At 57.9% G+C, this 14,058-nt stretch carries 7 protein-coding genes; 2 read left to right on the forward strand and 5 right to left on the reverse strand.

What is annotated here, in order from left to right; translation table 11 throughout:
- Window positions 1-4: 4 nt before the first annotated feature.
- The 5 genes from treY to FHS83_RS12705 form a co-directional block, all read right to left on the reverse strand.
- Complete coding sequence (treY, locus tag FHS83_RS12685; protein ID WP_167083317.1) at window positions 5-2,593, reverse strand: malto-oligosyltrehalose synthase; 2,589 nt, start codon at window positions 2,591-2,593, stop codon at window positions 5-7.
- Window positions 2,590-4,272 carry a malto-oligosyltrehalose trehalohydrolase gene (gene treZ / locus FHS83_RS12690; RefSeq protein WP_167083318.1) on the reverse strand — a complete coding sequence of 561 codons (1,683 nt, stop codon included), beginning with the start codon at window positions 4,270-4,272 and terminating at the stop codon, window positions 2,590-2,592. Before treZ ends, treY begins: the two co-directional genes overlap by 4 nt.
- Window positions 4,269-6,359 (reverse strand): glycogen debranching protein GlgX, encoded by a 2,091-nt coding sequence (glgX, locus tag FHS83_RS12695; protein ID WP_167083319.1) that lies wholly within the window; start codon window positions 6,357-6,359, stop codon window positions 4,269-4,271. The genes treZ and glgX overlap by 4 nt, the downstream gene beginning before the upstream one ends.
- 71 nt (window positions 6,360-6,430) lie before the next feature.
- Window positions 6,431-9,709, reverse strand: a complete 3,279-nt coding sequence (gene treS / locus FHS83_RS12700) for a maltose alpha-D-glucosyltransferase (protein WP_167083320.1) — start codon at window positions 9,707-9,709, stop codon at window positions 6,431-6,433.
- On the reverse strand, window positions 9,706-12,738 hold the full coding sequence (locus tag FHS83_RS12705) for a maltotransferase domain-containing protein (protein WP_167083321.1): 3,033 nt from the start codon (window positions 12,736-12,738) through the stop codon (window positions 9,706-9,708). The genes treS and FHS83_RS12705 overlap by 4 nt, the downstream gene beginning before the upstream one ends.
- A 478-nt stretch (window positions 12,739-13,216) precedes the next feature.
- Between FHS83_RS12705 and FHS83_RS12715 the strand changes: the two genes are divergently transcribed.
- Together FHS83_RS12715 and FHS83_RS19260 are read left to right on the forward strand one after the other, a co-directional pair.
- Window positions 13,217-13,570 carry a PRC-barrel domain-containing protein gene (locus FHS83_RS12715; RefSeq protein ID WP_167083322.1) on the forward strand — a complete coding sequence of 118 codons (354 nt, stop codon included), beginning with the start codon at window positions 13,217-13,219 and terminating at the stop codon, window positions 13,568-13,570.
- Window positions 13,571-13,591: 21 nt separating this feature from the next.
- Window positions 13,592-14,002: a DUF6496 domain-containing protein gene (locus FHS83_RS19260; protein ID WP_208414625.1), complete on the forward strand. Its 411-nt coding sequence runs from the start codon at window positions 13,592-13,594 to the stop codon at window positions 14,000-14,002.
- Window positions 14,003-14,058 lie beyond the last annotated feature (56 nt).

Below are 14,058 nucleotides of genomic sequence, written 5' to 3' on the forward strand. Positions count from 1 at the left end.
CGTTCTACCTCGTTTCCTGCACACCAGATGGATTCTCACCGATGAGGACCAGAGCTGGCAGCGCAGTGAAAAGTGCCCGTCGATGTGGCGCCGCGACCACCCGCCCAGGCTCAAGCCCGTCTTGCCAGCGCAGCTTTTGCAATGCGAGCGGCAGCTCGAAACGGTCGCCCAAAGCTTCGTCCGGTAGCGGCAGTCCGCGTTCCATGGCCGCCTTGGCGCAAAGCCGTGGCACCGCCACAAACATTGTTTTGCCCTCCGCCTCACGGATAAAGGCGAAGATCTTCTCATCGCCGGTTTCGATGGCGGTGTAGTCTCCCGCGAACAGCGCGGGTTCCGCTGCCCGCAACGCCAGAAGTTTTGCGAGCAGCGCAAGTTTCACATGGCCGTCGCGCCATTCCTTGATCAGCCCCGCGAAATCCTCGCCGCTGGAGAGCATTTCATTGCGGATATGAAAATCCACCGGGCGGCGGTTATCGGGATCGACCAGACTCAAATCCCACAACTCCGTACCCTGATAGATATCCGGCACGCCTGGAGAGGTGCAGCGCAGCACCATCGACACCAGTCCGTTCAATGCGCCCGCAGGCGCGATTGCGCCGCTGAATTTTTCCAGCCGTTGCAGGAAGCCGTGGCCCGGATCAAGAATTCGGCGGACGAATTCGGCGTGTTCCGCCTCAAACGCGGCATCGGGGTGGGCCCAGCTTGTCTCGAGCTTTGCTTCTTTGAGCGATTTTTCGCGCCACGCCAGAATACGCCGTGTGAAAGAGGAGAGCGCTTCGTCGCTTAAGCCATAAGGGCGGCAGGCGACCAGCGTCTGATAGAGCTGATATTCATCGCTGCCACCGACGCGCGCTGGACGCAAGGGTGCGTTCAACGCGAACCATTCCCGCACCTCCGCTTCCCATAAATCCGGGATCTCACTCAACACCGCGAGACGTGCCCGCGTATCTTCGCCGCGCTTATGGTCGTGGGTTGCGGTTGCCAGCAGCGCATAAGGAAAATGCGCCTGCCGCTTGGCGTTCGCTTCATGGAATTCCTGTGGAGAGATGGAGAACCGCTCCGCGTTGAAGCCGACATCATTGCGCGATAACAACCGTCCATAACGGTAAAAGGCAGTATCTTCCACGGCTTTCGCAGCTACGGGTGCTGCAAGCTGATTGAACCGGCGCACTGCTTCGGCTGCTGTTGCCGGATCGCCTGAAGCTTCCTCTCCCCGCATGGCGTGAGAAATAATCGCGAGGGCGGCTTTGACGTTTTCGTCGGCGTCCTCCAATGCTTTAGCAAGCGCCGCATCGAAAAAGCGCCCTGGCTGCGGCTCGGGTTGATCCCCGCGCGCATAGGTGCGATAGGCATGAAAGTGCAAAAGAACAGCCTTCAGCGCCGCGGAAAAGATTTCTACCGGCACCGTGCCGTCATCATCCAGGCGCTGAAAGGCGAGGGCTGCACCCCGCAAGGCGCTGGCAAATGCATCTTCGAGCATTTCTTTGCGCGCGCGGCATTCTTCAATATCGAACGCGGCGCTGTGCCCGGAAACGCTTTCCCAAAGCTGGTTGAACGCGCTCTCGCTGGCCGGTTGATGGAGAAGCCCGGAAACGAGATTCATGAAATCATAGCCGGTGGTGCCATCCACCTGCCAATCCTCGGCCAGATCTTCGTGCTCGGCGAGAATCTTCTCGACGAGGATGATCGCAGGTTCGCGCGGCAAGGCATCGGGTCTCTGCGGCGTCATTACTTCCAGCCGCGCCCGCAAGCGGCGGCAGTAACTCGCCGGATCGTAAAGCCCATCCACATGGTCGATCCGCACGCCATCGATCATGCCTTCCGAGTAAAGCCGGAACACGGTGGCGTGAATCTGTTCGAATACCGCATCATCTTCCACCCTGAGCGCCGCAAGGCTGGTGATGTCGAAGAAGCGGCGCCAGTTGATGCGCTCGCCCGCGCTTTTCCAATAGGCAAGGCGGAAATTCTGCCGCTCCAAAAGTGCGCGCAAGGCTTCGCGCTCGGAAAAAGGCGATAGATCAGCATCAGCCGGTGTGGCGCCGCCGCCTTGAACCGCTTCGTAATCTTCCTTGCGCAGCGGGAAGCGATGTTCGGAATAGGCGATGGCGAACTTTCCCAGCCGCTCATCCCAGACGACAGTGAGTTCTCCATCGGTGAGGCAATCGGCCACTGGTTTTCCCAGCAAAGGCACCAATATCTTATCTCGCAGGTTTTCCTGCGCAGGCTCCCAATCAATGTCGAACAGATTGGCGAAAATGCTGTCGCGGCCTTTTTCAAGAACGTCGAGCCAATAGGGATTATCTGCTCCGCCCACCGCCATATGGTTGGGTACGATGTCGAGGAGGACGCCGATGCCTTCCTGCCGTAACGCACTTGCGAGGGCACGGAAGCCTTCTTCGCCGCCGAGTTCGGGATTGACCCGCCCGTGATCGACCACGTCATAGCCGTGCATCGATCCGGCCCGCGCCATCAGGATCGGCGAGGCATAAAGATGGCTGATGCCCAGCTTCGCGAAATACGGCACCAGCTTCATCGCATCCGAAAAGGTGAATGCCTTATGGAATTGCATGCGATAGGTGGCTCTGGGTTTCATGGCATCTCTATCCAAGCCACAGTGGAAAATGGGGGGATCGTGTTTTCAGCCTCGCCGTAGATGGGCTTTGTCTGCGGCAGCACAGCCTCGACTTCGTTCTCGGAAAGATTGGCGGCGATGGTGAGCTTGTATCCATCGCCGAGCTTCCAGCTTGAGATCACCGCCTTGTCGGAAAGCGGCACGGCATCCAAGCAACAGCTTCCCTTCAACCGGGGAATGATGTGTTCATGTCGCAGCGCTAGCAGCGCGCGATAGAAGTTCAGCCATTCAGGATCTGGCTCGCCCAACCGACATTGCTCGAATGTCTCGAGTGCATTGGGATCAGGCACTCTCTCTTTGCCGGAGGCGAAAGCGGGAAATTTGGCGAATTCCGCCGCGCGTCCTTCTCGCACCGCTTTGGCAAGCTCGGGGTCTTGATGGTCGGTGAAGAACAAGAACGGCTCGCGCGCGCCCATTTCCTCTCCCATGAACAGCATGGGGATTTGAGGGGCGAGAAGCTGCAAGGCAGCCGCCGCTTTCAAGGCGCGCGGATCGCACAACTTGATCAGCCGCTCGCCCAGCGCGCGATTGCCCGTCTGATCATGGTTTTGCAGGAAGGAGACAAAGGCGGTCGGCCGCAACTGCCCGCTTGGTGTGCCGCGTGCATGTCCGGTATGGGTGGTTTCGCCTTGATAAGCAAATCCCTGGTGCAGCAACCGCGCCAGCTTGGCCGAAGAGTCTTGCGCGAAATCAGCGTAATAGCCCGCATCTTCTCCGGTCAGCATCGCATGCAGGGTATTGTGAAAATCATCATTCCATTGCGCGCGAAACACCTTCAACAACGAGGCGTCGTTATCTTCATTCTCCAGCACAAGATGGCGGTCGGGAAAATCGCGCTTAATCTCTTGCGCCATGGCGCGCAGGAATTCGCCGTCGTGGATGGCATGCACCGCATCAAAGCGAAGTCCGTCAAAACGGAACTCGCCCAGCCAATAAAGGGCGTTATCGATGAAGAAGCGCCGCACCGGTTCCTGGCGAAAATCGATGGCATCGCCCCACGGCGTTTTGCGATCGCTGCGGAAGAAGGATTTCGCATAAAGCGGCAGATAATTTCCGTCCGGCCCAAAATGGTTATAAACTACATCGAGAAAGACCATCATGCCGTGCCCATGCGCGGCATCGATAAGGGCTTTTAACGCGTCCGGCGTGCCATAGCTCTCGTCGGGCGCATAGGGCAGAACACCGTCATAGCCCCAATTGCGCGCACCTGGAAAATCATTGATTGGCATCAGTTCGATCGCGGTGATGCCCATATTCGCAAGCCGCACCAGCTCGCGCCCTACGCCGCTATAGCCGCCCGTCAGGCCCGCGTGAAGCTCGTAGAGGATCGTCTCTTCCCACGGCCGCGGCTTCCACGCATCGTTTTTCCAAGCGTAGCTGTTTGGCTGCACCACGCTCCAGCCATGCACATCACCGCTCTGCCGGTGTGACGCTGGGTCGGGCACGGAGACGCCGCCGATGCGGAAGCGATAGCGCGTTCCGGCATTGGCCTGTGTCTCAGCCGCCCACCAGCCATTTTTGCCTCTGTCCATGCCAACCGGTTCAGCGTCGGCGAATTCAAGCTCAACGGTATCTGCATCAGGCGCCCAAAGGCGAAAGCGCGTTCCACCCTCTATCGCTTCCGGTCCCCAGCTTGTCATTGCGGCGGTTCCACTAAGGCACGGAAGAGAGCGGCGGCGCGGTCTTCCAATTGATAGCTGGTGCCTTCGAACGGACCTTCCTCGCGTTCGGGCGTGGCGCTATCGATCAGAAATTCCCATGGCCAATTGGAGGGCAGGGTGAACTCGATGGCTTTTTCCGATCCATTAAGGAGCAGATATAACACCTCTATCTTGTTATCGCCGTCCCACAGCGCCCGGCGCATGATCAAGGCACGCGCTTCGCCATTGGCCCAGTCCTCTTCGCTGAGGGTCTGTCCGCGTTCATCAAGCCAGTCGAGATTGCGAAATCCCGGGCTTATCTCTTCCCCGAAGAGAAATTTCGCGCTGCGTAGTCCCGCATAGCGTTTGCGCAATGCTATCACACGAGCGGTGAATGCTTCCTGTGCCGCGCCCTCACCGTCTTTCTCGCGAGTCCAATCCAGCCAGGAAAGCTCGTTATCCTGGCAATAGGCATTGTTATTGCCGTGCTGGCTATTGCCGAACTCATCACCTGCCAGCAGCATCGGCGTGCCTAGCGAGGCGAATATGCTGAGCAGCATGGAGCGCTTTACCCGCTCACGTAAGGTGTTGATAGCCGGGTCATCGCTCGGCCCTTCCACACCCCAATGGCAGGAGAGGTTATCCGAGGCACCATCACGATTATCCTCGCCATTGGCCTCGTTATGCTTGCCTTCATACATGACGAGGTCGCCGAGCGGCGCACCATCATGGCTTGCAAGGTAGTTGATAGAGGCCGTCGGGCGCCGTGATCCGAAAATGTCGGCCGATCCGGAAAGCCGCCGCGCCAATTCGGGGCGCTGGCCGCCATCGCCGCGCCAATAGCGGCGCAGGGTGTCGCGATAGCGATCATTCCATTCTGCGAAGGGCGGTGGATGATTGCCGAGCTGATAACCGCCAGGCCCGATGTCCCATGGCTCAGATATCAGCTTCACCTTGCTCAACACGGGGTCCTGCCGGATAGCATCGAAAAAGCCGCTATTGGGATCAAAGCCGGTATGTTCGCGACCCAGTGTGGCGCCAAGATCAAAGCGGAAACCGTCGATGTGATAGGACTGCACGAAGTGGCGCAGGGAATCGAGGCACATTTGAAGTGCCCGCGGGCTCGCCATATCCAGCACGTTGCCGGTGCCGGTGTCGTTGATCGTATGGCGGGGATTATCGTCCAAAAGGCGATAATAGCTGGCATTATCCAGCCCGCGCCAGGAAAGTGTCGGGCCCAACTCGCTGCCTTCGCAAGTGTGGTTGTAGACGACGTCCATCAGCACTTCGATGCCTGCTTTGTGCAAACGGCGGATGGTACTTCTGAGCTCATTGGTGCCGCCGCCGCTCATATAGCCGGGCTCCGGCGTAAAAAAGCCAAGCGTGTTATAGCCCCAGTAATTGCGCAGGCCTTTTTCCAAAAGGTGGCGGTCTTGCAGGAAGGCATGCACCGGCATCAGCTCAATGGCGGTGATGCCGAGCCGCTGCAGATGCGTGATGACGCTCGGGTGCCCTAACGCAGCATAGCTGCCCCGCAAAGCTTCGGGCACATCTTGTAAAAGCTTTGTTAGCCCTTTCACATGAGCTTCATAGATGACCGTATCCCCCCAAGCGGTATTGGGTGTGCGATCATCTCCCCACAAATAGTCTTCGGTGGTGACGACCGCCTTCACCATCGCCGGTGCACTGTCGCGCCGGTCAAAGGAAAGATCGCCTCGGGGGGAGTGAAGGCGATAGCCAAACAGGGAATCGTTCCATTTGACCGCGCCAGACAACGCCTTGGCATAAGGATCGAGCAGCAGCTTGTTTGGATTGAAGCGATGGCCTTCCTCAGGCTTATAGGGGCCGTGCGCGCGAAAGCCATAAATCAATCCTGGCCGCGCGTCAGGCAGATAGCCGTGCCACACTTGATCTGTCCGTTCAGGTAATTCGTAGCGTGCGACCTCGCGATGCGCCGCGTTATAGATGCAGAGCTCCATGGCGGTCGCATGCGCGGAAAAGACGGCGAAGTTTACGCCCAGTCCGTCCCACGTAGCGCCCAGCGGGTTTGGAGAACCCGGCTCAAGCCTTCCGGGCGTCAACGGCATTCAGCCTCCTTTACGGCAAGAAATTTCATCCGCGAAAGCGCGCGGCCCCTCAATTCGAGAGTAGAACGCGGCTAAGGTTCCACGGGTTTCCCAGAGAGGCCGCAAATCTCGCGCGCCATCCCAATAAATCCGCTTAAGGGTACGGCAAGCTGATCCGGCCGGTTGGCTATTTCGTAACAGATCTCATAAGCGGCCCGCTCCAGCATGAAGACGCGCAGAAGCTTTTCTTCGGTTTCGCTGAGGGGCTGTTCGCGACCGCGGATATAGCCTTCCATGAAGGCCGCGGCGCAGCGATCCTCGAAATTTCCGAGAAGTGTTTTTACGTCGCGCTGTACGGTGAGGGGACTTGCTTTAGCAGCCGTCCACACTACATAGCTGAAGGAACGAAGCATACCCGCAACATCGCGCATGGCGCTGTTTTTGGCGCGGCGCTCGCTGATAGGTTTCAGCGGCTCGCCTTCGAAGTCCACGATGATCGCATCGCCTGCTGCGACCAGAACTTGGCCCAAGTGCAAATCTCCATGGATGCGGGTGAGGTTCGAACCGATGCCGCTTTCAAGGCGTGAATCGATTCCAGCCATCAGCACGTCGTGGTTTTCGAGAATTTCTGTGAACTCATCCTTGAAGACGCCTACATCGCGTTGAGCCAGAGCTTCCAACGCGCCATCGACCTGAGATTTGGTTTTGGCCGCCCATGTCTCGATGGTTTGGCGTTCGGCGGCGACGGGCGCGAAGTCCTGGTTTTCCGTAGGCTGCGCAAGCTCGCGATGCATCTGGCCCAGCCGTTCGCCGGACACGGAGACAAAATGGGAGACGGTCTCAAATCCGTCATGGCCTTCTTCAATGGTGGCGGGATCTTCCAGCAGGCGTTTTGCCTGTTCGACGGACCATTGAAACCCGTCGCCCTGGTTACGGATGAAGCGCTGCACGACCATTATCGTGGCTCCACCGCCGCTGCTGCGCATCAACGCAACATCGCCCAGGAGTGCCGCGATGCCAGTGAAACCGCGCTGCGTCAGTTCCTTCACCATCTCCACTTCGGGATGGATGCCATCGACCAGCCGGCGGAAAATTTTGACCATCATCTCCTGGCCGATTACAGCCGCTGAGTTGGAGCTATCTCCGCCTAGCCAGCGTATTTCGGCAGTTTCATCGGGCAGGGTGAAATCGGGTTGCGGCGTGAAGAGCAGGCGCTCATTGCCTGAGGCAATCTCTCCGCGTTGCGCGAGCGCGGCCAAAACCGCGCGCAAGAATTTCGGCGAGGCGCTGGCATCGGTAAGAAGGCCAACCCGCGCGCGATGGCGGACGCGCGCCAACGCAAGGCGGGCATCTTGGGGTGCACTCGGTTCATCTTCCCAAGCAAGGGCGAGCGGTAAACTGTAGCGATTTTCGCCTTGATCGGGTAGCCAAGTGGCGACTTCTGCCAACACGACATCGCTACGCTCGGGGGCGATTTGGAATACTGTTTCCAAGCGTACGGCGGGTGCTTCTTGCGATTTTTGCTGAAACCAGCGGCTTTGGCTGAGATATCCAGGCAAGACGTCGCGTTCTAAGACATCGCGCGAGCGGCCCTCCAAGACATTGTGGATGCCGTCCCGCAAAACAAAAGTGTAGTGCTCTGAGGCGCTGTCCCCTGGAGAGGTGCTCCAGCCGGGCTGTGCCGCCTCGCTGGAGAGCGCGAACCAATAGAATCCGAAAGGGGGCAAGGTCAGCAAATAGGTAAGTTGGCCGATTTTCGGAAATGGGACATTGCCGCCAAGTTCTACCGGCGTACGTCCGGTAAATTCGGAGAGATCGAGTTCCACCGCCTGCGCCGAGCGCGACACATTGGCTACGCAGAGGATTGTTTCACTCTCGTACTCGCGCAAATAGGCGAACACCTTGCGGTTTGCGGGCCGTAGGAAGCGCAAAGAGCCGCGCCCGAAGGCCTTATGCTGCCCGCGAATGACAAGCCCGCGCCGAAGCCGGTTGAGCAGCGAATGGGGGTCGCGCCACTGGGTTTCGACATTCACGGATTGATAGCCGTAAAGCGGATTAGAGATCACCGAGACGATCAACGCTTCGGCATCCGCGCGCGAAAATCCGCCATTGCGGTCCGGGCTCCATTGCATCGCCGTGCGCACACCATCGCGATCGCCCAAATGGATATTATCGCCCATGCCGATTTCATCACCGTAATAGAGAACCGGCGTGCCCATGATGGTGAGCAGCAGCGCATTCATCAGTTCGATGCGACGGAAATCGCGTTCCATCAGCGGCGCGAGGCGGCGGCGGATGCCAAGGTTGAGTCGCGCCCTGCGGTCGGAGGCATAGGTGTTCCAGAGATAGTCGCGCTCGTTATCGGTAACCATTTCAAGCGTCAGCTCGTCATGATTGCGCAAGAAGGTGGTCCATTGGCTGTTGGGTGGCGCATCCGGCGTTTGACGCAGAATATCGGTGATGGGAAAGCGATCTTCCTGTGCCAGGGCCATATACATGCGCGGCATCAGGGGGAAATGGAACAGCATGTGACATTCATCGTCATTGCCGAAATACTGCTGCACGTCTTCCGGCCACTGATTAGCTTCGGCCAGAAGCACCCGCCCCGGGTAATTGGCGTCCACCTCCGCACGAAAGCGCTTCAGAATTTCGTGGGTCTCGGGCAGGTTCTCATTGATCGTTCCTTCACGTTCGACAAGATAAGGCACGGCATCCAGTCTCAGCCCATCCACACCCATATCCAGCCAGAAGCGCAACACCTTCAGGCATTCTTCCATCACCAAGGGATTGTCGAAATTGAGGTCCGGCTGGTGGAAATAGAAGCGATGCCAGTAATAGGCCTTTGCTTCCTCATCCCAGGTCCAGTTTGACTTTTCGGTGTCGAGAAAAATGATCCTGGTGCCGCCGTATTTCTTGTCGGAATCGGACCAGACGTAAAAATCGCGTTCTGGCGAGCCCGGCGGGGCTTTGCGCGCGCGCTGAAACCAGGCGTGCTGATCAGAGGTGTGATTGACCACGAGTTCGGTGATCACTCGGATGCCGCGCATATGGGCTTCGGCGATGAAGCGCTGCACATCATCAAGTGTACCATATTCCGGGTGCACGCCGGTGTAGTCTGAAATGTCATAGCCATCGTCACGGCGGGGCGAAGGATAGAAGGGCAAAAGCCATAGAACATTGACCCCCAGCTCAGCGATATAGTCGAGTTTGTCGATTAATCCTTGGAAATCGCCGACCCCATCATTGTTGGAATCGTAAAATGATTTCACATGAAGCTGATAGATCACCGCATCCTTGTACCAGAGCGGGTCGCCAGTCAGCGGGGTGGGAGATGTGGCGCGCAGAATATTGGGATCGAGGCGAATGTTCATATTGCGCTCCCCATGGGGGCTACGCGCCAAATGCGATAGGGCGCGGCCGGGCTTAAGACTGCGTGTTGCATTTTTCCTTGGAGAAGGAAGCGTGCGCCGGTCAGAAGATCTTCTGCTTCCAGGACGCCTGTATCCGGCAGCTCCCATTCCCACAGTGGAATCTCAAAATCGACTTCCTGCTCGTGATGGGGATCCAGATTGACCAGCACCAAGACCCGATGCGCATGGCCTAGCGGATAGCGTCCATAATAGAGCACCGAATCATTGTAGGCATTGTAGAAGTTCGTGCCCATATGGGATTGAAGTGCGGGTTCGGATCTGCGCAGTCGATTGAGCTGGGTAATCTCAGCCACGATATTTTCAGGCACATGCCAATTGCGCGCCCGGATTTCGTACTTATCCGAGTTCAGATATTCCTCGCGCCCAGGCAGTGCCTCGGCTTCGCAAAGCTCAAAGCCAGAGAAAACACCCCAAAGACCGGAAAGTGTGGCAGCCAGGGCGGCGCGTATCAGAAATCCGGCGCGCCCCGAATTTTGTAGATAGAGCGGGTTAATATCCGGCGTGTTGACAAAAAAGTTCGGGCGGTAAAACGCATTCACCGGCTCGGTGCTCAGTTCGGTGATATAAGCGGTCAGCTCTGTCTTGGTATTGCGCCAAGTGAAATAGGTATAGGACTGGGAAAATCCGATCTTGCCCAGATGATACATTGTGGCGGGGCGAGCGAAAGCTTCGGCCAGGAAAATCGTGGCGGGATATTCGGCACGTACAGACCCGATTAGCCATTCCCAAAAGGCAAAGGGTTTGGTGTGTGGATTATCAACCCGAAAAATCCGCACACCTTGCGCGATCCAGAACACCACCACATCACGTAAAGCCAGCCACAGTCCCGGCACGGCATCCTTGGCATAGAAGTCGACATTGACGATGTCTTCGTAAACCTTGGGCGGGTTTTCAGCATATTTGATGCTGCCGTCTGGCCGCCAATCGAACCAGCCGGGATGTTCTTTCAGCCACGGATGGTCGGGTGAGCATTGAATGGCAAAATCGAGCGCGATTTCCATCTGGTGTTCGCGTGCCGCCGCTAGCAATGCTTTGAAATCTTCAAAGCTGCCGAGCTCGGGATGGATCGCGTCATGGCCCCCATCTGATGAGCCGATGGCATAAACACTGCCGACATCGCCGGGAAGAGCGAGAAGGGTGTTGTTCTTGCCTTTGCGGTTCGACCTACCAATGGGATGGATGGGCGGCAGATAAAGCACGTCAAATCCCATCGCGGCGATGCGCGGAACTTCCGCTATAACATCGCGGAAGGTACCGTGACGTGCGGGATTGCCGCTCGTCGAGCGCGGGAAGATCTCATACCAGCTTGCGAAACCAGCGGCTTTGCGATCCGCATCCACCGGAAAGGGAGCGCTTTTCACTTTGAAGGCGCGCCGATCCGCAAGGTGCATGAGTTCCTTCGCGGAGGGCTCCAGCAGCAGAGCCACTTGCTCGCTTTGCGCTAACCCTTGAAGCCGCGCCACGAGTTTATCCAGCCCGTCGCGCAATCCCGGCGCTGCTTTCGCGCGTGCTTCTTCAATCAGGTGTAGACCATCTTGAATATCCAGCCGCACGTCCTTTCCGGCATCGAGCTTCTTGGAAAGATCGTGCAGAAATCCACCGAAGTGATCGATCCAGGCTTCAATGACAAAGCTATGCCGTCCGGCGCGCAACAGCGGTATCTCTGCCATCCAGCGATTATTGACCAGCGGCGTCATGGCAAAGCAGCGCGGCGCGTTGTCATCACCCGCCTTGAATTGGACTTCAGCGGCGAGGAGCGGGTGCCCGTCCGTAAAAATGGAGGCTTCAACGCGCAGGGTTTCACCAACCAGCCGCTTAGCGGCATAGCGTCCACCTTCTACCGAAGGTGATACAGCCTCGATGATGATGCGGGGCTCCACTGCGGCTTGTTGCGCGCTTCGCAGCACGGATGGCCTGCTACGCACGGCCTTGGCGCGTCTGGCCCGGAACAGTCTCGTTCGTCCGGGCGCGCGCGCTACATCATCGCTTTGCCTGGCTTGAATTGGCTCAAGATCGGACCATTCCTCAAGATCGGCCAGGATGGTGCGGTCAAACGCATCCGCCGCCGTGCCTTTGCGCGCGATCACCGCCACCAGCGCGTCGTCGCCAAAAGCATCTGCCAAGCGTAGCGCGATGGTATGAGATGCGGCGGGATGAATGCGCAAGGAGCCTGGCTTTTGCAAGATAGGCTCGGATGCGGTGAGCAGATTCATCATCTGCACGGTGTCGCCTAAAGGCTCGTTCGTGCCGTTTTCGAACCCCAGCGGCATTATCACGCCTGTGCCTGTAATGGCTGCGGTGAGCAGGCGCGAACGCCTGAGGTTGATGTCCGCGGGCGGAACATGACCCGGTACTTCGGCCATGGCGATCACAGGGGCTATGGATTTCAGATTTGCATATTCCTCCGCCAGCCAGACGCTTTTTTCATCCCACCAGGGAAGCGAGGAAGTACAGAAGTCATAATGGCCACGGGAAAAACTGCTGAGTGCGTTCCAGGCGATACCCGGCGTGTCGAGGATGAGGACGGCATCTGGAAAGCGTGTGCGCAGGTTTTCCGCCACCGCTTCCAGCAGCGGCTTGCACTCGATCGGTTTCAGGAAGCGAAACCCGTCTGCGCCATAGCTCTTTAGCCGGCTGAGCGCATCAACCCACCAGGTGATCAGCTCTGGGGTGACGGCGTGCGGATTAAGTATTGCCGCTTCGCCGCGATAATTCGTACCGGTATGGCCGCGCTCGGCGGGATAGAGTATGCGGAAATTTTCTGGATGAGCTTGTACCAAGGGGTGATCGGGCGACAGCTCCGTCATATCGATGTCAAGAATCAGGCGGAAGTCTTTGGGGCGATCCAAGCGGCCATCAAGCCCTTCACGAAAGCCATCAGTCATGATGGTGTCGAAGGCCAAGCTCGCCAGCAGCCCGGCGTCTTTCGGCAATTGTGAACCGGTGTGGCAGATGCGCGGTACAGGCACGATGTTCACCCAGCGTTGTGGGGGACTAACGTGGGTTCGCCAGCGCGGGTTCCAATCCTAACGAAGCCATAAGACAACCAGAACCGCTGTTGAGGAAAAGGTAATCGTTGTGGTTGCCCAGCCGAGGATATTTACGTTACGGCTACACCAGTGCCCCCCAATAGGGCATAGAAGAGCTTCGCCTCCTTGGGTTTGCCATAGACGCGGCCAAGCTTCGCGGAAAGATAGACGATGATGAACATCATCGGCAGCAGAATGGGCCCCACCCAGAGGAATAAAAAGCCCTAGCACGCGTCCGCACTGGCATAGGTGCCGACTGCGCAGGGATCATCTCAGCCCGTGCAGATCAATTGGCTGCAGCGCCAGCCGTTCCGGTTTTTGCCATTTGCTATCTCGCTCATGGCCAGCAAAACGTGCGGGAAAAAGGAACAGGCGCGATAAACTCGCGTTGTGCCAGTGTGTTGCCGGAGAAAACCTTATGCCGACGCGTTCAGGGCACACCACGGCCATTCTTGGTTCCAAGGTGGTGGGAACGCCGGTCTATGACTCCGGTGGCGAGAAGGTTGGCCATATTCAAGACCTCATGCTGGACAAGCTTTCTGACCGTCTGGTCTTCGCGGTGATAGGGATCGGATTTTCCCCTGGTATTGGGCAGCGCTGCTGTCCAGTGCCTTGGACGGTATTGGATTTCGATCCCGCCAAGCAGGGCTATGTTCTGGCGCTTTCAGCGCAGCAGTTCCGCCACGCGCCGTCTTTCGGACACGATGAACTGACCGAGGATGACGGGGCGAGGGCGCGCGAGCTGACCGACCACTTCTACAATGCGATCTAAAAAATAAAAGGAGGATGCCCGATGGCAAAGACCACGCGGCGGCAGCGAAAGACGACGGGCCGTGTCATGCACGAGTTCAAACATGGGGAACTCGGGCGAGGGCGCGCGGGTGGAAAAGTGAAAAGCCGCAAGCAGGCAATCGCCATAGCTCTAAGCGAGGCAGGTGCCTCAAACCGCCAATCGCCCACCCAGAAGCGAAAAGCGCGAAAGAAGACGACCAAAAAGCAAGCCCGTGGTGTGACCGGCCAGCAGAGGCAGGAGGCTGGCAAGACGGTGAAGCGCACGGCCTTAAGCAAAAAAACGACCCGGAAGAAGACAACGCGCAAATCAGCCCAGCGAAAGACTGCGACCCGGAAAACCCCAACCCGGAAAATCGCGTTGCGGAAGAAAGCCACAAAACGCACCGTGTCGCGAAAGAAGACCCCGCGTTAAGGGGGAACTTCGCCCCACCGCCCACTGTTATCGGCACACAGAAAATGAGAGGAGTA

The sequence above is a fragment of the Rhizomicrobium palustre genome (genome assembly GCF_011761565.1).
Lineage (GTDB): Bacteria > Pseudomonadota > Alphaproteobacteria > Micropepsales > Micropepsaceae > Rhizomicrobium > Rhizomicrobium palustre.